The 20971-nt window shown below is 58.4% G+C and carries 18 protein-coding genes; 9 read left to right on the top strand and 9 right to left on the bottom strand.

Annotated elements, in window-relative coordinates:
- Positions 1–107 precede the first annotated feature (107 nt).
- The 4 genes from EVC45_RS26600 to EVC45_RS26585 all read right to left on the bottom strand — a co-directional run bounded on the left by EVC45_RS26600 (position 108) and on the right by EVC45_RS26585 (position 4438).
- Entirely contained in the window at positions 108–1793 is a 1686-nt protein-coding gene (locus tag EVC45_RS26600) for a cation acetate symporter (protein WP_129961195.1), read from the bottom strand.
- Positions 1794–1796: 3 nt separating this feature from the next.
- A complete protein-coding gene (locus EVC45_RS26595) occupies positions 1797–2114 on the bottom strand; it encodes a DUF485 domain-containing protein (protein ID WP_129961194.1) in 318 nt (105 codons plus the stop codon).
- 88 nt (positions 2115–2202) lie between these two features.
- Positions 2203–3240: a nitronate monooxygenase family protein gene (locus EVC45_RS26590; protein ID WP_248295257.1), complete on the bottom strand. Its 1038-nt coding sequence runs from the start codon at positions 3238–3240 to the stop codon at positions 2203–2205.
- Complete coding sequence (locus EVC45_RS26585) at positions 3230–4438, bottom strand: CaiB/BaiF CoA-transferase family protein (protein ID WP_129961193.1); 1209 nt, start codon at positions 4436–4438, stop codon at positions 3230–3232. The genes EVC45_RS26590 and EVC45_RS26585 overlap by 11 nt, the downstream gene beginning before the upstream one ends.
- A 377-nt stretch (positions 4439–4815) precedes the next feature.
- Here EVC45_RS26585 and EVC45_RS26580 point away from each other — a divergent pair, with 377 nt between their 5' ends.
- The 8 genes from EVC45_RS26580 (at position 4816) to EVC45_RS26540 (ending at position 13611) form a co-directional block, all read left to right on the top strand.
- On the top strand, positions 4816–5775 hold the full coding sequence (locus EVC45_RS26580) for a GlxA family transcriptional regulator (protein ID WP_129961192.1): 960 nt from the start codon (positions 4816–4818) through the stop codon (positions 5773–5775).
- Positions 5776–6611: 836 nt separating this feature from the next.
- Positions 6612–7106: a (2Fe-2S)-binding protein gene (locus tag EVC45_RS26575; RefSeq protein WP_129961191.1), complete on the top strand. Its 495-nt coding sequence runs from the start codon at positions 6612–6614 to the stop codon at positions 7104–7106.
- Position 7107: 1 nt separating this feature from the next.
- Entirely contained in the window at positions 7108–9300 is a 2193-nt protein-coding gene (locus tag EVC45_RS26570; RefSeq protein WP_129961190.1) for a xanthine dehydrogenase family protein molybdopterin-binding subunit, read from the top strand.
- 3 nt (positions 9301–9303) lie between these two features.
- The gene (locus EVC45_RS26565) at positions 9304–9489 is read left to right on the top strand and encodes a hypothetical protein (protein WP_129961189.1); all 186 of its coding nucleotides are present in this window, start codon (positions 9304–9306) and stop codon (positions 9487–9489) included.
- Between the two features lie 19 nt (positions 9490–9508).
- Positions 9509–10534 carry an NADP-dependent oxidoreductase gene (locus EVC45_RS26560; RefSeq protein ID WP_129961188.1) on the top strand — a complete coding sequence of 342 codons (1026 nt, stop codon included), beginning with the start codon at positions 9509–9511 and terminating at the stop codon, positions 10532–10534.
- Between the two features lie 42 nt (positions 10535–10576).
- Complete coding sequence (locus EVC45_RS26555; RefSeq protein ID WP_129961187.1) at positions 10577–11182, top strand: 2-hydroxychromene-2-carboxylate isomerase; 606 nt, start codon at positions 10577–10579, stop codon at positions 11180–11182.
- Complete coding sequence (locus EVC45_RS26550; RefSeq protein WP_129961186.1) at positions 11179–11880, top strand: SDR family NAD(P)-dependent oxidoreductase; 702 nt, start codon at positions 11179–11181, stop codon at positions 11878–11880. Before EVC45_RS26555 ends, EVC45_RS26550 begins: the two co-directional genes overlap by 4 nt.
- Before the next feature lie 951 nt (positions 11881–12831).
- Positions 12832–13611, top strand: a complete 780-nt coding sequence (locus EVC45_RS26540) for an enoyl-CoA hydratase-related protein (protein ID WP_129961184.1) — start codon at positions 12832–12834, stop codon at positions 13609–13611.
- A gap of 301 nt (positions 13612–13912) precedes the next feature.
- Here EVC45_RS26540 and EVC45_RS26530 read toward each other — a convergent pair whose 3' ends face one another.
- The gene (locus EVC45_RS26530) at positions 13913–14308 is read right to left on the bottom strand and encodes a DUF779 domain-containing protein (protein ID WP_129961183.1); all 396 of its coding nucleotides are present in this window, start codon (positions 14306–14308) and stop codon (positions 13913–13915) included.
- Between the two features lie 102 nt (positions 14309–14410).
- A complete protein-coding gene (locus EVC45_RS26525) occupies positions 14411–15931 on the bottom strand; it encodes an aldehyde dehydrogenase family protein (RefSeq protein WP_129961182.1) in 1521 nt (506 codons plus the stop codon).
- A gap of 177 nt (positions 15932–16108) precedes the next feature.
- Here EVC45_RS26525 and EVC45_RS26520 point away from each other — a divergent pair, with 177 nt between their 5' ends.
- Positions 16109–16978, top strand: a complete 870-nt coding sequence (locus EVC45_RS26520) for a LysR family transcriptional regulator (RefSeq protein WP_129961181.1) — start codon at positions 16109–16111, stop codon at positions 16976–16978.
- A 369-nt stretch (positions 16979–17347) separates the two neighbouring features.
- On the opposite strand, the gene EVC45_RS26510 is transcribed toward EVC45_RS26520, so the two are convergent.
- From EVC45_RS26510 to EVC45_RS26500, 3 genes are all read right to left on the bottom strand, one after another.
- Complete coding sequence (locus tag EVC45_RS26510) at positions 17348–18532, bottom strand: acetyl-CoA C-acyltransferase family protein (protein ID WP_129961179.1); 1185 nt, start codon at positions 18530–18532, stop codon at positions 17348–17350.
- Between the two features lie 211 nt (positions 18533–18743).
- Positions 18744–19469 (bottom strand): NAD(P)H-dependent oxidoreductase, encoded by a 726-nt coding sequence (locus tag EVC45_RS26505; RefSeq protein WP_129961178.1) that lies wholly within the window; start codon positions 19467–19469, stop codon positions 18744–18746.
- A 217-nt stretch (positions 19470–19686) separates the two neighbouring features.
- Positions 19687–20790, bottom strand: coding sequence for an AraC family transcriptional regulator (locus tag EVC45_RS26500; RefSeq protein ID WP_129961177.1), 1104 nt, complete (start codon positions 20788–20790; stop codon positions 19687–19689).
- Positions 20791–20971: the final 181 nt, after the last annotated feature.

Below are 20971 nucleotides of genomic sequence, written 5' to 3'. Positions count from 1 at the left end.
GCGCTCGAGCCCCTGAACGGACACGCGCGCGGCGGACTCTCTTCGTAGCGGTCATTCCGGTTGGAAAGCTTGCGTACACCTTCGCGTTTTTCTGCGGACGGAAGCCCTTAGTGCTCCGCTGCCTTGATCGGGAGGAGGCCAGTTTGCGCGTAGAACTCTTGCAATCCGAACGCTTCCCGCTCTCGCCGTGCGCGGTCACTGCGGTCCAGCACAGAGACCACGTAGATGCCGACGAATGCGAGCGGCACGGAAACCAGTGACGGGCTATCGAGGAACACCGGCGCATGAGTGTGGCCCAGTACGTCCATCCATACCGCCTTGGAAAACAGCGTGAGCAGGAGCGAAGAAGACAGCCCGAGGAGTCCGCCGGCCACGGCGCCGCGCGTCGTCATCCCACCCCAAAAAATCGACGATACCAGTACCGGAAAATTCGCACTCGCGGCAATTGCGGCCACCAATCCTGCGAGAAACGCGACGTTACTGTGCTCGAACATAATGCCGAGACCGATCGCGATTAAGCTGAGCGCTATAGTGGACGCTCGAGAGATGCGCATCTCCCGGCGTTCGTCCGCCTTCCCGCCAGCAAGCCAGCAAGCGTACAAGTCATGGGATACGGTTGTCGCACCTGAGAGAGTGAGGCCCGCAACAACTGCCAGGATCGTCGAGAAAGTGACGGCGGCGATAAAACCGTAGAACAGGTTTCCGCCCGTCGCTTCTGCAAGCTTTACCGCGACCATGTTGGAGCCGCCGATCAAGTCGTGCGTGAGATTGAAGTGTCCTCCGGCCGAGACCTTGAAGAACTCCGGATGTTGCACGAGCAGTGCAATCGCGGAAAACCCGATGATGAACGTGAGAAGGTAGAAATATCCGACGAGCCCGGTTGCGACGAGCACCGACTTCCGCGCCTCCTTTGCGTTGGGTACAGTGAAAAAGCGCATCAGAACATGGGGCAAACCTGCTGCGCCGAACATCAGTGTGATGCCGAGCGACAGGGCATTGATTGGATCTTTCACCAACTTCCCCGGACCCATGATGCTCAGTGTTCCCGGATGAACGGCAACGGCACGCCGGAACATTTCCTCGGGGCTGAAATTGAATTGCTGAAGTGCGATAACGGCAATGAACGTCGCACCGCAGAGCAGCAGAACCGCCTTGATGATCTGCACCCAGGTCGTCGCCTTCATGCCGCCGAAGAATACGTAGACAACCATCAACACACCGATGATGACCTCCGCCAGCCAGTACTGCAGTCCAAAAAGCAACTGAATCAGCTTCCCCGCACCAACCATTTGGATGACGAGATAAAAGATCACGACGACGAGTGACGTGAACGAGGTGAGCAGCCTGATCGGTGCCTGCTCGAAGCGATATGCCACGACGTCGACGAATGTGTACTTGCCGAGATTTCGCAACGGCTCGGCGAGCAAAAACATCACGAACGGCCATGCAATTAGAAAGCCGATCGAATAGAGCAAGCCATCGAAACCGAATACGTACACCATGCCGGAAAGTCCGAGGAATGAAGCGGCAGACATATAGTCGCCAGCGATGGCAAAACCGTTCTGCAAGCCGGTAATTCCGCCTCCGGCGCTATAAAAGTCCTTGGTCGTGCGGGTCTTGCTTGCCGCCCAACGCGTGATTCCGAGTGTAACGATCACAAAGAGCGCGAACATGCCGATCGCAGCCGGGTTCATCGCGGTATGCGTGGGAGCCACCCCCTCGGCTGAAGTAGCGTGGGCGAGCGTGGATGTGGCAAAGAGTGTAGTACAGAGGAGGGTGGAAGCGCGCTTCATCGATCAGTCTCCCTGCTGAGCTTTCGCAAGCATTGTGCTCATCAGCGGATCGAACGTTACGTTGGAGCGGCGTACGTACCAGGCCGTCAGCCCGAACCCGATCAACATGATGCCGACACCTGCGGCGATACCGACACTCGTCGTGGCGCCCTCATAAAGCGGCCGTGCGAGCGTCCGTGGCGCGAAGGCGACGAAAAGAATGAAACCGTAGAAGGTAAAGACCATGAGCGCCGTCAGCGTGAAACTGAAACGCCGGCGAGACGAAACGAGCACCTTGTACTCGGCACTGCTCTGGATTAATTCGATAGAAGTTTGTTGCACGTACTTGTCTCCTTAATGATGCTTGCCGGATTCACTGCGATAGATGAGTTTGAGCCCGAATGGCCAGAGGGATCAACGAAAGCCGTCATCAATTGGCCGTGACCGTCCGCAGGCGCGCGAGTGCGCGCAGCATGTCGTCCTCGAAACGCGAGACGATCGCGGCGAGCGGTTCTACCTTGTCGACGAACGCTAACGCATGTCCGGCAGAGAGCAATCCTTTCGACCAATCGCCGCTGACGTAAGCTTCGCGCCCGATCTTGCCCGCCACCATCGGCATCAATTCTTGAATCGTCACGCCCGGGTTCGCGGTTTCGATAGCCCTCACAGCGGCAGTCGTGTCATTGCGCAGTGCGCGGATCGTATTGCGCACGGAACTCATGCAAAGCTCAGTGTCGGTCGGCTGCGCTTCGATCAGACGACGCTTGTAGGCATCGTGCGCCCAAATTTCTTCGGCCACGGTGAAGCGGGTTCCGACCACCACGCCCGACGCACCCATCGCGAGCGCCGCGGCGACTTGTGAGCCGCGGCCTATACCGCCGCCAATCAGGTACGGAATGTCCAGTTGGCTCTCGGCCCAAGCAGCGTTCACGAACGATCCGACCATGTCGAGCCCCGGATGTCCACCGCATTCGGCTCCGACGATGGCAACGGCGTCGACACCCATTGCAGCTGCCTTGACTGCATAGCGTACGGCGGGCACTTTGTGCAGTACCTTCACGCCTGCCCGCTTCAGGAGCGGCAGGAACTCTTCGGGATTCCGACCGGACGTTTCAACAAACTCGACACCTTCATTCGCAACGAGTTCAAAAATTTCCCGGGTCTTCTCGCCCGGTAGCAGCTTTGGCAGCATTGAGACGTTGACACCAAACGGGCCACCGTCGCAGAGATCGCGACATCGCCTGATTTCCGCTCGCAACGCGTGCGGTTCCGGAAAGCTCGCGGCAGTGATGAATCCGATGATGCCGGCGCGCGACGCGGCCGCGACATAGTCAGCGTCCGCAAGCCACATCAGACCGCCAGCGACGACAGGCAAGCGCGTGCGGAAGAGATCGGTGACGCGGTTAGAAAATGGTTTGTGAGCCATGATGAACGGGGCAGTGCATTCCAATGCAGCGTCAGACGACACCGGTTGCCTTCAACTGGGTAAGCCGCTCTTCGGATAAGCCGAGCAGGCCTTGAAGAACATCCTGCGTGCCTTCGCCGAGTCGCGGCGGTATATGCCGCACCGGCAGACGCAGGCCGTCGAAGCGAAACGGCGGCGCAAGCACGTGCACACTGCCGGCATCGGCATGCGGTTGCGTCGTCACCAGACCGGCATCGATTGCCCGCGCTGAGCTGAGCGCCTCGTGAAGGCCCAGCACTTCGCCGCAGGGAATGCCCGCCTGCGTCAGGCGTTGAAGCAGCTCATGGCGCGTGCGGCAAGCGAATTCGCGATTCAGTTCCGGGAGTAGCGCGGCGCGATGAGTCGCACGGCTGATGTTTGTCTTGAAACGCTCATCATTGGCAAGATCGGGCCGTTCGATCACCTCACGGCAAAAACGTGCAAACTGTGCGTTGTTGCCAACTGCGACTACGAGCGGTCCGTCCTCCGCATCGAAGACGCCATACGGAACGACGGAGGGATGGGCATTGCCGCATCGCGGCGGGTCTTCGCCCATGATCAGCGCTTCGAGCCCGTTGTAGGAGGTGATCGTCAGGCCGCAATCGTAGAGTGCCATCTCGATGTGGCGTCCGTTGCCGGCGCGCATACGGTCGAATAGCGCCGCGAGAACCGCCTGTGCCGAATACATCCCCGTCATGATATCGACGGCGGCCACGCCGAACTTCAACGGCGGTTGGGCAGCCTCTCCGTTCATAGCCATCAGCCCAGCCTCGCCCTGAATCACCAGGTCGTATCCCGGGCGCGCCGCTTCTGGACCCGCGCGGTCGTAACCGGATATCGAGCAGTAGATTAGGTCTGCGCGTTCCTGTTTCAGTTGCTCGTAGCCGAGACCAAGCCTCTCGGCACCGCCGAACTTGAAGTTTTGGATGACGACGTCGCTCGTGCGCGCTATTTCGCGTGCGAGTTGCTGACCTTCGACTGTTTGCAGATCGATCGTCACTGAGCGCTTATTCCGGTTGACGCTGTTGAAGTAGGCCGTCTCCGTCGAGCCGACCGGTAGCCCCCAGTCGCGGGTGTCGTCACCGCGCTGCGGGTGCTCGACCTTGATGATTTCCGCGCCGAGATCGCCGAGTACCATGGTGCACCATGGGCCTGCCATCACACGGGAGAGATCGAGAACACGAACGCCAGCGAGCGGTAGCGATGATTGCGGATTCGACATGAAAGATTTTGAATGTCTGTTGGTTATGGTGAAGAGAAGTCGGTGATGCGTCGATGCGTTCATTACTGCGGACGCAGCGCTCCTCGATTTGGCAAAGCCCCCGGGTTCGGACCACGCCTTTCGAGGACCCGGGCTCACGCCGAAAGTGCACGGAGGCACGGCGCACTAGCAGCTCGGCTCCGGTGCGGGGCCGAGCGGACTGACAAAGACAGCCAACGTCGTGAATGTTAATATGACTGGTCGTCTTTAATAAGGCAATGGGAGTTACCCTGACAGCTTAAAGACAGGTGCGTACCTACGGCGAGCCGCTACCAACTGATGACTGTGGCAAGAGATGGGTATCGTTGGGTCCGGTACTTTACGTGGAGAGAGGGGATATGCACCGCATTGGGTTCTTGCTGAGCGATGGCTTCCAACTCATGACGCTAGCGTCGCAGTGTGTTTTTGAGTGCGCAAATATTGTCGTGGGCGATCCGCACTACAAGGTCGACAATTTTTCTATTGAGGGGGGCGAGGTCCGCTCGTCACTCGGTGTGATCGTCGGCACGCGCTCGGTGCGGGGATGTCGTGAAGTCCAAACCTGGATGGTCACTGGGGGCACCAATCCGCTCGCTTTGCCGGCGACGACGCGCGAGCTCGCCTTTCTGCGCAAGGAGGCGGAGCGTGCCCGACGCATCGCTGGAATCTGCACCGGCGGGTTCGCACTCGCAAACGCCGGATTGCTTACTCACCGGCGCGCTACCACACATTGGGCGTTCGCGCGCGAGATGCGGAAGCGTTTTCCCGACGTTCTGGTGGAGGAAGACCGTATTTATGTCGTCGACGATTTCATCTGGACATCGGCCGGAATGACTGCTGGCTTGGACATGGCACTGGCGATGATCGAAAGGGATTTGGGTGCCGACGTGGCACGGTCCGTGGCGAGGAAGCTGGTCATGCACCAGCGAAGGTCCGGAGGGCAGTCTCAGCATTCCCAGATGCTCGATCTTGCGCCTAAATCCGACCGTATCCAGAACGTGCTGAACTACGCTCGCAGTAATCTCGGCCGGCCGTTGACGATTGAAGAGTTGGCCGAAAGGGCTCACCTGAGCCCGCGCCAGTTTAGCCGTGTGTTTACGCAGGAAACGGGTAGGTCGCCCGCCAAGGCGATCGAAGGGCTGCGACTGGAGGCGGCGCGTTTGATGATCGAGCAATCGCTGCATCCGCTGAACGTCATTGCAAAGGAAACCGGGTTTAACGATCGTCGCCATATGCGAGAGGCGTTCTTGCGCGGGTTTGGTGTTCCGCCTCAGGCTGTACGGCGCAACTCATCGGGTCCTGAACCCGTTTCGGCATGATAGTTGGTACTCCGACGCCTCCGCAACCGATGTGATAAACGCGGCACAAGTCGACCGATTCGTTGTCTCTCTTCCCGCTGCGAGATGTGGATTGCTTCCGCTGGGCAGCGCCGATAACAATGTCCTGAATTCGTATGGTTTTCGTCATTTGTGCCACTCACCTCCGGAGCAAAATGTATCGATCAAAACCGCCGGCAAGCTTGGCGCTACGGTAAGTCTCGACATGCTGCGAACTCGTCAGCAGACGGCGACAATCCTGATGCAGCCGGCGACACAAGAAGGGTACTGTTAGTCGGAGGAGCTATGGTTACGGAATTCTGTCGCGGGTATGTTGCCGGAGGAACTGCTGCTGCGCTGATAGCGGTTGTCGCTTGCGTCGCTCTAATCTTGGGCGGCGGGCTGTCCTGGTGAAAACCCGATCGTTCATCGTCATCAAGAACACATGCTTTCGCACTGCCCGCATTAAGGAGATGTTGAACATCTTTTGCAGGGCACGCTGCGCAAACGCAGGCTTTGAAGAAATCCTCCTTTCGTTCTCCGGTCTCGATCGCTTTGACGGGTCTATCCACTGAGGAATGCGACGCAAGGTCGCAGCTCTAGCATGCCGCTTCATGCTCCAGCGACATAGCGATGGTCACTGCACATGAGTGATCTCGACAGCCACGTCGTGATTGCGCGGCGGACGAGTCATGATTAATATATGACTGGTCATCTTGGATTGAGAGGCGCTACTCACGCGCAAGCTGTCTTGTTTGCTTTGTCCGCGCACTCGTGTGTGCTTTCACACGCCAACGAACATTTGCGCACTTTTTTAATTGCTTGGCGGAGTGGTCACGATGAAAACCTTGAACGTGAACGGACGGATGCATACGGTAGACGTACCGGACGATATGCCGTTACTTTGGGTCTTGCGCGATGTGCTGGCAATGACGGGCACCAAGTTTGGATGCGGTGCGGCGCTTTGTGGCGCTTGCACAATTCACATCGACGGTACGCCGGCGCGTTCCTGCGTGACGCCGGTGAGCGCCGCGGTGGGCAAGAAGATCACTACAATCGAAGCGATCGCTCAGACGCAGCAAGGGCGTAAGATTCAACTGGCCTGGACGGCACTCAATGTGCCGCAATGCGGCTATTGCCAATCAGGACAAGTCATGTCGGCGAGCGCGTTGCTCGCGGCGAATCCGCACCCCACCGACGCCGATATCGACGCCGCCATGGCGGGCAATATTTGCCGCTGCGGGACCTACCCACGGATCCGCGCGGCGATTAAGCAGGCAGCCGGAGAGAAGGTGGCCGAGCATTCCACAGAATCGAATCGCGCGGAGGTCTGAGATGGCCTTAGCGAACGAAGACAAGGCACGAGCGGTAGTCGGGGTCACAACGTCGCGCCGAGAGTTTCTCAAGTTCAGTGCCGCCGCCGCTGTCGGCGGCGGCTTGCTACTGACCTTCGGCTTGCCAGTCGGAGCCGCCGTCAGAGACGACAACGTCAGCGATGCATCTTTTGCACCGAACGCTTTTTTGCGTATCGATCGAGGCGGCAAAGTCACGCTTGTGATACCGTACATCGAGATGGGACAAGGTACCTACACGTCGATTCCAATGCTCATCGCCGAGGAACTCGAGGTGGACCTCGACCAGGTTGCAATCGAGCATGCTCCTGCGGATAACAAGCTCTATGCGAACCCGATATTCGGGGTTCAGATGACGGGCGGATCGACGTCAATTCGCGGCAGCTATAGTCAGATGCGGCAAGCCGGTGCCGGCGCGCGCACGATGCTTGTCAATGCCGCGGCGCAGCGCTGGCGGGTCGCGCCGGAAGCCTGTCGCGCCGAGCGTGGTGTCGTGACTCATGCGGCCAGCGGGCGAACGCTCCGCTACGGCGAACTGGCCGACGCCGCCGCAAAGCTCCCAGTGCCGGAGAAGGTCGAACTCAAAAAGCCTGCCGATTTCAAATTGATCGGCAGGTCTCATCGGCGGCTCGACCTCGCGGGCAAAGTGGACGGCAGCGCCACGTTCGGCATCGACGTTCGACAGCCGAAGCAACGCTTCGCTGTCGTGTCGATTTCGCCCACCTTCGGCGGAAAGCTCATCTCGGTAGACGAGGCCAAGGCTAAGCGTGTGCCAGGCGTCTTTCAAGTTGTGCGCATGGGCGACGCGGTTGCGATCGTCGCCAAGCACACCTGGGCCGCCAAGCAGGGTTTGGCAGCAGCCGATCCGCAATGGGACGCAGGGCCCAACGCGAAGCTTTCGACCGCCGACGTCGTTATGCAGCTGGCGGCTGCCGCTGAAAGGCCGGGTGCCGTTGCGCGCCAAGATGGTGATGCAAACAAGGCTATCACCAGTGCGTCGGCCAAGCTAGCCGCTGTCTATGAACAGCCGTTTCTCGCGCACGCGGCAATGGAGCCGATGAACTGCACGGTCGATGTGAAGGCCGACGCTTGCGACATCTGGGTCGGCACGCAGGTCATGGGCATCGCGCAGCCTGCCGTCGCCAAAGCGCTTGGCCTGCAGCCTGAACAGGTGCGCATCCACAATCATCTGCTCGGCGGCGGTTTTGGACGACGGCTCGAGGTCGATGGTATTTTGCGCGCCGTGCAAGTCGGCAAACAGGTCAAGGGACCGGTGCAGGTGATCTGGACCCGCGAGGAAGATGTCCAGCATGACATGTATCGGCCTTACTACTATGACCGCATCAGCGCCGGCCTCGACGCAACGGGCCGTCCGATCGGCTGGTCGCACCGCATTGCGGGTTCCTCGATCGTAGCGCGGTTCCTCCCTGCCGCCATCAAGAATGGCGTTGACATCGACGCGGTGGATTGCGCAGCGGACACAGCGTATTCGTTTCCCAACATGCTGGTCGAGTGGGTGCGGCAGGAGCCACCGGGTATTCCGACAGCGTTCTGGCGCGGTGTGGGCGCGACACGCAGCACTTTTGTGATCGAAAGCTTTATCGACGAACTGGCGGCAACGGCAAAGACTGATCCGCTGGAATATCGACTGGCCCTACTTGATAAGAGTCCTCGCGCGAAAGGAGTGTTACAACGGGCGGCCGCTGAGGCTGGATGGGGCGAGCCGCTTGCGCCAGGCCGTGCGCGTGGCATCGCGCTGTGTACTGGGTTTGGCAGCTTTGTCGCTCAGGTCGTCGAACTCGAATTGGGCACGGACGGCGCGGTCAAGCCGATACAGATCGACTGTGCGATCGATTGCGGCCAAGCGGTTAATCCCGACGGTATACGTGCCCAGATGGAGAGCGGGATCATCTTTGGGCTTTCAGGCGTGCTCTTTGGCGAAATCACGTTGAAGGGCGGCCGCGTGGAGCAGAGCAATTTCGACGACTACCGCGTGTTGCGCATCAATGAGGCACCGCCCATTCGCGTGCACCTGATCTCGAGCAGCGAGGCGCCCGGTGGGGTGGGGGAGCCGGGAACCTCGTGCGTGATGCCGGCGTTGACCAATGCGATATTCGCAGCGACGGGCAAGCGTATCCGCAAGCTGCCGGTGGGCAATCAACTGAGCACTGCCTGACGTATGGACAATCTCGATCAGCAGGCGCTGCGCAAGGCGTGCGACCGGCTTGCGCACGCCGTATCAATCGCGGCCGAGCTGATAGCGACGAAGAATGGAGTGCCGCCGAGCGCTCTGCTTGACGTGCGGGCGGCAAAAAACGACCTGGAGCTCGAGCCCGACGCTCTTCGTTATTGCGCTGCTGCCTGACACACCCCAACGGAGAGAAATGATGCAACAGACCGGACGTCAGATCGTCCTTGCCGCGAGGCCAACGGGTATACCGAAGTCCACAGACTTCCGGGAAGAAGAAGTCGCGGTGCCGGAGCCAGGCGATGGTGAGGTCCTGCTCGCGACCAACTACTTGTCTCTCGACCCGTACATGCGTGGACGTATGGACGATCGCAAGTCCTACTCGACTCCGACACCTATCGGCGGCGTGATGGAAGGTGACGTTGTTGCGGAGGTGATACGGTCCCGTCATCCCGACTATCGCATCGGCGATAAGGTGTTAGCGCGACTAGGATGGCGCACGCATGCGGTTAGCAATGGCGCTGGGCTGACCAAGCTCGACAGCCGTTTTAGCCCTGTCACGACGGCCTTGGGTGTGCTTGGGATGCCCGGCTTAACTGCCTACACAGGCTTACTGACAATCGGCAAGCCGCGAGCGAACGAGACAGTTGTTGTAGCTGCCGCGAGCGGCCCGGTTGGTTCGCTGGTGGGGCAAATTGCAAAGATCAAGGGGGCGCGGGCGGTCGGTATCGCGGGCGGCACACAAAAGTGCGCTTTCGTTCGGAACGAGTTGGGATTCGACGCTGTCATCGATCATCGATCCCCCCGCTTTGCCGAGGAGCTGGCCGCTGCTTGTCCGAACGGTATCGATGTCTACTTCGAACTCGTCGGCGGCCGGGTCTGGCATGCGGTGATGCCGCTTCTGAATGAGTTCGCCAGGGTGCCCGTTTGCGGTCTGATCGCACAGTACAACAGCTCCGGACAGCCGGACGGCCCGGATCGGCTTCCCGCAACCATGCGAGAGGTATTGTCGCGCAGCTTGACTCTACGCGGTTTCATCGTTCGAGAGTTCTGGGACCAGCGGCCGACGTTTCTTGGCGAGGTGAGTACCTGGATGTCGGAAGGCCGTGTTCGCTTTCGAGAGGACATAGTCAAAGGTCTCGCCAACGCGCCAGAAGCGTTCATTGGCATGCTGGAGGGTACGAACTTCGGAAAGTTGGTCGTCGAAATCGACGAAGGCTGACCATGACCGCCACAAAATACAGAAAATTGGAGAGCAACAACCATGCAAGTTCGGTTCGTACTCGACTACCGGAGCATCTATTCGTATCTGGCCAATTCACAAGTCAAGAAGCTAGGCGTAACCATCGACTATGAGCTGGTTGACATCGTTTCGGTCATGAAACATGTCAACAACCAGCCGTCGCCGCTGTGCCCACCGAAGCTTCGGTACTCGCGTGTCGACGCCGGACGCTGGGCGCAGAAATACGATCTTGCTCTGTCCCCTAACAAGACGCTGCTTAACGCCATGAAAGAGGGGCATCTGCCCAACGCGCTGCTATCGCGGGCGGGACTTGCGGCTCAGCAAATGGGGCTCTTTGAGAAGGTCAATGAGACATTGTTCAACACGGTCTGGACAGGAACGGAAGACTTGGCCACGGATGAGGCGCGTTTGCAGTTTGCGGCGGCCAATGACATACCGGCCGCATTGTGGGAGGTTGCAGACTCACCCGAGATCGTCGCTCAATTGGCCGTAAACAATGAGCGTGCCATTGAAAATGGTGTCTTTGGCGTACCGACATTCTTTGTCGATCAGGATATGTTCTTCGGAAACGATCGATTGTCTTTCGTCAAAGACAAGCTGGACGCGTTGGCGAGGGCTTCCCAATGAATAGTAAGCGCTTGTTGATAACCGGCGTCGGCCCCGGCACCGGGGCGGCCATTGTTCGGCGCTTCGCCGACGGCGGCTACGACGTAGCCATGGTTGCGCGAAATGAGCAACGTTTGAAGAAGATTGAGTCCGAGATTCGCGGCACTAAGGCGTTTCCGGTCGACGTCACCGACAGTGCCAGTTTCGCCGAGACGCTAGATCGTATCTTCGGCGACTTCGGGCCGCCCGATGTCGTTATCCATAACGCCGTTGGTGGAGCATTCGGAAACTTCCTGCAGATTGACCCCGCCATTCTGGAACGCAATTTTCATGTCAACGTGACGGCGTTCTTGGCTCTAGCGCGACGCGTTGCCCCGGCAATGATAGAAGCCGGTGCCGGCGCGATCATCGCGACGGGCAACACTTCCGCCCTAAGAGGTAAAAGTAATTTCGCCGGCTTCGCGCCAACCAAAGCGGCGCAGCGCATCCTGGCGGAGGCAATCGCGCGCGAACTCGGGCCCAAAGGGATCCATGTGGCCTATCTCGTGATTGATGCAGTGATCGACGTCGAATGGACGAGGGCGGCACGTCCGGACGCTCCTGACGATTTTTTTATCCTACCTGCCGACATCGCTGGCGAGTTATGGCATGTCGCACACCAGCCGAGGAGTGCCTGGTCGTTTTATCTCGAAGTTCGCCCGTTTAAGGAAACGTGGTAGGAAGCGATCTTATCGCCGATGTCGATGACAGGAAGTCGGCACTCGGTACATGGCGAGGGCACGCTGACGCCTTCTCGAGCTAAAGGCGTCTCAGCCTCGCCGTTCCAAGGAGAAAAGTAAGAGCTTCCTTATCACCGTGTAGATTTCGTCACTGAGTTTGGCTACTTTGGCGCACACCAAATGAATGGTGGACGCAACGGTGGACGACCGAATCAACGGCCTTTTCCGGTGCGATTGCCTTGCGGGATGCCCATGCCGGGCGGTGCTGGAGCGAATATCGAACTCGTGGTGGATGTGCCGGCATTTGTAGTGGCCGCAACCTTGGTCGCTTGCGTTACGGTCAGGAGCGCCTGCGACCCCTTTTGAATCCGCGTCTTAAAGTGCCATGAAGTTGAAATAGATGGAGAAGTGCAATGGAAAGAGCAGGACGATCGTTGCGCGCAATGGTCCAAGATTGGTTGTCGCCAGACCCTGAGCGAGGCTTTAGGGTGAGCCACTATGGGCGATCCAAGATCGGGCGTTACATTTGTGTTGTCGCAGACAATGGAAAAGGCTCGAGGGCTATGTTCTTTTATCGTCACCGCGATGGAAACTGGAGCGTCTTTCCACCGGAACCCGAAAGACCGGCCATGCGGATTCCGAGTTATCCTTAATTGGTTGGTCCCGAGCAATTCGAAGCGCTTTTTGCTGCAAGAGTTTCCAGCGGAAAGCTGTTGATCCATTTGCAGGAACCCGTCATGTATAGACGAGACGCCTTTTGTAAGCTTCCATTTGTTGATGTCGAATTGGTCTGCATGCGTGTATCGGCTTGCGAGTGGGCGAATTGCCGAAGCACGCACGTAGCCTTGATGAGATCCCCCTTGAACTGCATGTTCAGACCGATATCCTGTTCGCCAATAGCCGACACCACGCCAATCGCCGGGCTCGCGGGAATCGCCGGAGAAAATAGGTATGACCTCTGAAATCAAAACTGAACGCCACGCTGGCGTATTGACCGTCACGATCTCAAGACCGGACAAAAAGAATGCACTAACGAATGCGATGTACGGTGCCCTTGCGGACGCGATCGACGGCGCATCATCCGATCCCGAAGTCCATGTGATCGTGCTCCAGAGCGAGGGTGATTTGTTCTCAGCCGGAAATGACATCGGCGAGTTTGCGGCGCGAGCTGCAGGCTCTGCACTGCAAGAGCGCCATGTCGACCGATTTCTCCGCAGTCTGGCGAGCACCTCTGTTCCGCTTGTCGCGGCAGTACAGGGCAAGGCGATCGGAGTGGGCGCCACCATGCTGTTGCATTGCGACTACGTGATTCTGGCCGAGGACGCTCAGTTGATCACGCCCTTCATTGATCTTGCGTTGGTCCCCGAAGCTGCGTCGTCCTTGCTCCTGCCGTTGCGCATTGGCCACGCGCGCGCGTTTGAAATGTTCGCATTTGGCGCCCCATTGCCAGCCGCAGCCGCATTGGCATCGGGCCTTGCGAACAGGGTGGTGCCAAACGCCGAACTGCGGAGCGAGGCGAGACGTGCGGCGGAACAGCTCGCGTCGAAACCTTATGGCGCGATGATCGCAATGAAGCGGATCATGCGTGATACAGAAAAGCTCGCGTTGCAGATCGATGTTGAACTTGGCGTCTTCGCGAAGCGGCTCGAAAGCGATGAAGCCCGGGAAGCATTCGCTGCATTTCGCGAAAAACGAAGGCCAGATTTCACCAGGATTCGGGAACGCAAGTGAAAAGCCGCACGAACCGATGTGAGTTGCACGGCCGCTTCACCGCCCTGGTTGTATAGCTCATTGAAGCGATAAGAGCTGTCCGGGGGAATAGCGCATTACCGGACAGCCGGACTGACATTGCGCAGTTGCTGTGCGAGTTCGAGCATGCCAACCTTGGCGCGAATGACTTTCTGTTCCTGTGTCGTGGTGGACTCCTTGCGGTTCGCCGCACACATCGCCGATTCGGCTTACGCACTCCGGCGCTCGCGCGATAGCACGAAGAACCGGCCACTGTCAGATTCAGTCTCGTGCTATTGCACCGTCATTTTTTTGAGCCGAGCTCGCAACTGTAACGTGTTGCGGTCAATCCTAATTCTTGTAGTTCTTCATCGGTGAATACTCGGGATCGGGTGTGGAAGGTTCTGCCACTGGCGCCCTCTAAAGAGAATGTTCCCCCGGATCCCTCGATTACGTCGATGATAAGTTGCGTGTGCTTCCAGTACTGGTACTGGTTCACGCCAATGTATACGGGCACCTCACCGATCTCGCCGAGATAGACATCCCCCGCGCCGATTGTCAGCTCGCCGGGAAGATACGCGTTGATTGCGCTGTTGTCGCAGCAGCCACCGGATTGATGGAAGAAGAATGCACCATACTGCTTTTTCAACTCATCGATCAACGCCAGTGCTGCGGAAGTAGCCAGAATCTTTTCGACCATGCAAATCCTTTGCCGGGTGCCGCATCTAATGAAGTCCGAAAGCGTCTGTCAGTGCCCCGCTGCCAAGACAGCAGGGCACTTCGAGCTATTGAGGTAGCCGGATCAGAAAAAGCCCAGCTTATCGTCGCTGTAACTTACAAGCAGGTTCTTGGTCTGCTGGTAATGCGCGAGCATCATCTTGTGGTTTTCCCGGCCATAGCCCGATTCCTTGTAACCGCCAAACGCGGCATGTGCCGGATAAACGTGATAGCAGTTGGTCCACACGCGCCCCGCTTTGATGCCGCGGCCCATGCGATAGGCGACGTTGCCGTTACGGCTCCAGACTCCGGCACCCAGACCGTACTGAGTGTCGTTGGCAATGGACAGCGCCTCTGCTTCGTCTTTGAAAGTGGTAACCGCTAATACCGGACCGAAGATCTCTTCCTGGAAGATGCGCATCTTGTTGTGGCCTTTGAAAAGCGTCGGCTGCACGTAGTAGCCGCCCGCCAGCTCGCCTCCCAGATGCGCCTGCGCCCCGCCTGCCAGTACCTCGGCGCCTTCCAGCTTTCCAATGTCGAGGTAAGACAGGATCTTCGCCAATTGTTCCTTACTCGCTTGTGCGCCAATCATGGTGTCGGTGTCGAGCGGGTTGCCCTGCTTGATAGCAGCCACTCGTTCGAGCACGCGCCCCATGAACTTGTCATAGATTGATTCGTGGATCAGCGCGCGCGTCGGCGAGGTGCAGACCTCGCCCTGATTGAATGCAAACAGCACCAGTCCTTCGATGGCCTTGTCGAAGAAAGCGTCATCTTTGTCCGCAATGTCGGCAAAGAAGATGTTTGGCGATTTCCCACCCAGCTCCAGCGTGGCCGGGATCAGGTTGTTCGCAGCGGCCTGCGCAATGACGCGGCCGGTGCTGGTGCTGCCCGTGAACGCGATTTTGGCGATGCGGCGGCTGGTCGCCAGCGGCATGCCTGCTTCGCGACCAAAACCGTTGACGACATTGACTACGCCCGGAGGCAGCAAATCGGCGATTAGCTCGATCAGTATCAGAATGCTGATGGGCGTTGATTCAGCCGGCTTCAGCACGACGCAGTTGCCGGCGCCCAGTGCGGGGGCCAGTTTCCACGCAGCCATCAGAATGGGATAGTTCCAAGGAATAATCTGGCCCACTACGCCTAGCGGCTCGTGGAAGTGATAGGCGACTGTGGTCTCGTCGATTTCGCTTAGGCCGCTCTCTTGAGCACGCACAGCGCCCGCAAAGTAACGGAAGTGGTCGATGGCGAGCGGAATATCGGCAATAAGGGCTTCGCGGATCGGTTTGCCCTTGTCCACGGTCTCGGCATAGGCCAGCAACTCGAGGTTTGCCTCGAGCCGGTCGGCAATCTTGAGCAATACACTTGCGCGGTCGGCTGCGGACGTCTTACCCCATTTATCGGCCGCCCCATGCGCGGCATCGAGCGCGAGTTCAATATCTTCCGCGCTCGATCGCGCGGCGCTCGTATAGACGGCACCTGTGGTCGGCGTAACGACGTCGAAATATTCACCCTTGAGCGGTGGGACCCATTTGCCACCAATGAAGTTGTCGTAACGAAGTTTGTAGTCAATCTTGGCGCCTGCAGCGCCTGGTCCTGCATAAATCATGAAAGATCTCGCTTTGTATTGAAAGAGCGGTACTTCCGTTCGAAAGAACGGCACGAAGAGTTCGAAGACGGGTGCATCGGCATCTGCAAGATCGTCTTTGCAGGAACTATACGAACCGAGTTAACATAAGTAAAATCGTTTGTTGCTATTCATTGAATCAAAATAAGTGATCCTGCCATGGAGCTCTATCAGATCAGTCAGTTCGTCGCGGTTGTCGACACGGGAAGCTTCACGCGCGGCGCCTCGCGGGTCGCGGTATCACAGTCCGCACTGTCGGCGACCATCGCGAAGCTTGAGGACGAACTCGGTGTCGCTTTGCTCGAACGCAAGCGCAACGCGGTGACACCGACCGCTGCCGGCAAACGGCTTTACCAGGTCGGCTCCTCACTGCTTCAGACGTGCAATATTCTCAAGGCCGACATTCGTGCAATTGGTGCACCGCGCGTATTGCGCGTCGGTATCGTGCGGACCTTGCCCACGCCGCAACTCGGCGCCCTGTTGAAGGCGTTCAGGCAGGCGCATCCGGAAGTCATGGTGGAACTGACCGATGCTCCAGCGTCGGATCTCGCCGGTCATCTCAAGCGGAAGGAGCTTGACGTCTGTTTGACGACTATCCGCGAAGGCGACGAAATGGAGCGGAGCCTGGCGCTGTTCGACGAGGCGTATGTCGTGATCGTGAGCAAAGCACATCGCTTCGCCGGACTCTCATCGGTGACGCTGGCCGACCTACAAAATGAACCATTCATTGTGCGCACGAGCTGTGAGACATTTGAAGTTGCCGCAAAGGCGTTGCGGTCGCATGACCTTAAGTCTCGGGTGGTATATCGGACAGATCAAGACGATCGCGCGCTCGGCCTCGTTGCCGCGGGCATTGGCATCACTCTTATGCCGGCGAATTTTTGCAACGGAGAAGTTGTCGCGGTGCCCGTGGCCGATTTCCCGCATCGGCGGACGATAGGAGCACGGTGGATTGCCGATTCACGCGATCCGGCAATCGACTTATTCATTTCGTTTGCGAAGAGCCATCGCTGGATGGGGCCGTACTGACCGTTGGTTATCGGGATAGCCCGCGAACGCTCCATGGATTTGGAGCGGATCGCGTTGTATCGCATTCATCTACCTCGCCCGCATAGTCAACCGTTGTGGATCAGGAGGGAATACGCGCCACGTTCCATCATGGTGACGATAGAAGTAGATTGACAGAGATCCTGTTGTCGTGCTTTTCTCAATGCATACATAGCACTCGCGAGGGGACCGTCTGTTCCTGAACTCCGCAACACGCAGCCGGCTTTCTGAGTCTGGCGCGAGCCAGTGTTCGACCATTAACCGTAGCGACTTTCCAGCACTGGGCATCTACTTCTCCATCAATTTCGACCGGCTATGGCTCGCACATGTCTGGCAGCTAACTATGGAACTTCAGACGCGTTCGTAGATCGCGGCAACGCCTTGGCCACCGCCGATGCACATTGTCACGAGCGCATAGCGCCCGGCGGTCCGATGTAGTTCATAGATAGCCTTTACCGAAAGGATGGCACCGGTCGCGCCGAGTGGATGTCCTAGAGAAATGCCGGATCCGTTAGGATTGAGCTTACGGGGATCGAAGTCCAACACCTTCGCGACTGCGCAAGTCTGGGCGGCAAATGCTTCGTTCGCCTCGATCACGTCCATGTCGGAAACCTTAAGGCCAGTTCGTTGCATGACGAAGCGCGTGGCCGGTACAGGACCAATGCCCATGTACTCGGGCTCGACACCTGCATGCGCGTACCCCACCAAGCGGGCCAACGGCTTAAGCCCCATTGCAGCCGCTTTGCCCGCGTCAGCAAGAATCAGCGCGGCGGCGCCATCATTGATACCAGACGAGTTGCCCGCCGTTACCGATCCTGACTCCTTGAATACTGGCTTCATTTTGGACAGGGCGTCGACAGTCACGCTTTGACGGACGTGTTCGTCGGTATCGAATTCGACGACACCGAGGCGGCTCTTAACGGTCACGGGCACGATCTGTCTTTTGAAACGGCCGTCGTCGATTGCTGCAGCAGCGCGACGCTGGCTCTCCAGCGCCAGCTCGTCCTGCTCCTGGCGGGAAATACTGTAGCGCTCTGCGACATTCTCGGCCGTCACTCCCATGTGGATGCGCTGCCACGGATCATGAAGGATTCCGTTCATGTAATCAGTGATCTGGCTATCACCCATGCGCTTGCCCCATCGGACAGCCTCGGCGATGTATGGTCCACGACTCATGGATTCAGCGCCACCGCCAACCGCCAGGTCCGCATCGCCTAGCATGATGGACTGCGCCGCGCAGATAATCGCCTGCAGACCAGATCCACAGAGACGATTGACGTTGAACGCCGGCGTCTCTTTTGGAATCCCCGCATCCATCGCGGAAACACGACTCAGGTAGCCATCCCTCGGCTCGGTCGGGATAACGTTGCCCATGACGACCTGCCCGATGTCGCCTGCTTCGGCGCCTGAGCGCAGCAGCGCGGCTCGCACGACCGTCGTGCCCAGTTCGGTCAACGGAACATCCCGCAACGAGCCACCGAAGGTACCAATCGCCGTCCGGGCGGCTCCGACCACGACCACTTCACGACTACTCATTGCTAATCCCTCCACCACACAGGTGTGTTTAACCATCAAGTTGAAACGTGTTTCGCCGCCGTCGGCATGGGACCGTCGGACCTAGGGTGCGGATGGCGCCGAACAAGACCGATTCCGGAAGTCGCACCAAGTCAGCGTCGGCTCGCCGGATTGCGCCCACGACCCCGTCGGCCAGCCACGCTTGCGCGATGTCATGGGCCGTGAGCCACAGTCATTCAGTTTCTTGCTGTACTTTGTTTTTAAGTGGGTATAGCCGTTCGTCAAAGTCGTTAAGACTCGGGAATGAAAGCGGAGTCTCCCCCTCCAGGGATCGAATTCGATCACGCCACTTTTCCAGTATTTCGACTCTGGCCTCATGCGCGATATAAGGCACATGCCATCCAACAAACGGTGGCAATACTTCGAGTCCCGTGTAGGCCAGCGTTCCCTGCAACAAGTGCCTCAGCATCGATTCGAACGGACCATGTATTGCATCCTGTCCGAACATGTGTTGCTGCCCGCCTAGCGTTACGCTGACTAAAGCGCGTTTGCCACGAAGTCCTCCGCGGTCATAGAAGCGTGTTCCGCCGTACACAGCGCCAGACGCGAGTACGCGGTCGATCCAGCCCTTGAGAATGGCTGGCGTAGAGAACCAGAACAGCGGGAAATTGAGGACCAGGAGGTCACATTGCAGTAGCTTCGCCAACTCCTGCTGAATGTCGGCACTGATTGTCGCGGTCTTTATGCCGTGGCGCTGCTCGAGCGCATAGACGCAGTAATCCGGATTTGCTCGTTCGCCAAAGTCGGCAGCAGACGCGACCGGATTGAAGCCCATTGCGTAGAGATCGGAGACTTGAACCTCATGTCCGTCTTCGATGAATGTCTTCACCGCGACGGTTTTCAAGGCAGAGCTGAATGACTGAGGCTCCGGGTGAGCGTGAATGATCAGAACTTTCATGGCGGAAGTTTCGGCTGGGGAACATATGCACATCGCCGGCGGCGACGAGATGCTCATATGCTGCGGCCAACGCTAAAGGCTAGAAAGGTCTTTTCCGGTCAATACGGAGGTGATCTGATGCCACCGCGGACTACAGTCGGCGGCGGGCAGGAGCGCCGTGACGTGCTAGACAGGCACTATAAAAAAAGAGCCTGCGGCTGTCGTTGTGGGAGTGGAGTTATCGCGTGGGGAGCCGGCCGACCGGCGTCTGTCCTGCTGTAACCGGGCGCGCGGCCCGCTGTGCACCGGGGGCGGCACCGGTCCACTTCTTGAATGCCTTGCGGAAATTGGACGCGTCGGAGAATCCCAGCCGTTCCGCGATCTGCTCGATCGTCAACGAAGTCTGATCCAGATACTGACGGGCTAGTCCGAGCCGCACCTCGTCAAGAATCGCCTGGTACGATGTGCCTTCAGCTGCCAGTCTGCGGTGTAATGTGCGTACCGACATGCCAAAGCGCTCTGCCAGAACATCAACGTTCTCAAAGCGGCCAGGCTGCCTGAGTAGAAAGCCATGGATTGCGGATACCAGTTCCGAGTCGCTTTCAACGCCCGCCAATACCTGTTCGCAGAAGTCCCCGCACACTAGTGCTGTCATCGGGTTCGCGTTCGGCAACTTGCGCTCGCGCGCGCTCGCGTCGTAGTGCCATTCCATAACTTCTGCGCCGAATTCCACCGGACAGCCGAACGTTCGCGTGTAAGCTCGCCAATGTGCGGGAGCGGGGTAGGGAAGCAACATCCGGATTGAAGGAAAGGGCGCTTCAAGGACGCGGCTGAGCAGTGAGTTGATCGAAGCGCGCCAGAACTCCGCCACGAATGGAAGTAGGTCTCCCATGGACCAGGGATCGTGGCTGCGCAAGATTCCGGTATCGCCGTCGATGCGCGAACTAATCTGCAGTACAGGACCTGCATGACGGAGGTGCTTCATGCATAGATCGAGCGCTGCGCCCAACGTCGGGCTGCTGGCGATGGCATAGCCGTAGACACCGAAGTCGCTGACACGCTGCCGCGCACCTGCGAGCAGGCCGATGTCGGGGCGCTTGGCTAGATGGTAGGCATTGCGATAGATGGCCAACCGTTGATGGCGCGAAATCAACGTCCGCGGATCATCAAACTGCTTAATTCGTACCCCGGTTCCGGACAGTACTTCCCGCGCGGAGATACCTTCGTCGGCCAACTCGGCAAAAAGTGCGTCCAGGCCGAACAGCATCATCGTCGGCGCATGAGGGCCGCCGGCATGGCCCACGAACACGTCGCTGTTCACGGCTCTAGACGTGGACGTCATTCGTTTCTCCTAGTCAGCCAATGACCCCATATTGGCAGAAATAGACCCCATTTTAAATCCGGGTTACCCCGCGGCGAGAGTCGTTACTGGGTGAGGGCGACAACACCTACCGTCGTCGCGCCGCGAGGGCTGTCAGGGGATCGCCAAGGCAACCGAGGTGCCTTCAAGTATTTGATCGCTG

This window comes from Paraburkholderia sp. UYCP14C (assembly GCF_004197395.1).
GTDB lineage: Bacteria > Pseudomonadota > Gammaproteobacteria > Burkholderiales > Burkholderiaceae > Paraburkholderia.
The sequence above is the reverse complement of the archived record's forward strand: the minus strand, read 5'-3'. Positions and strand labels throughout refer to the sequence as shown.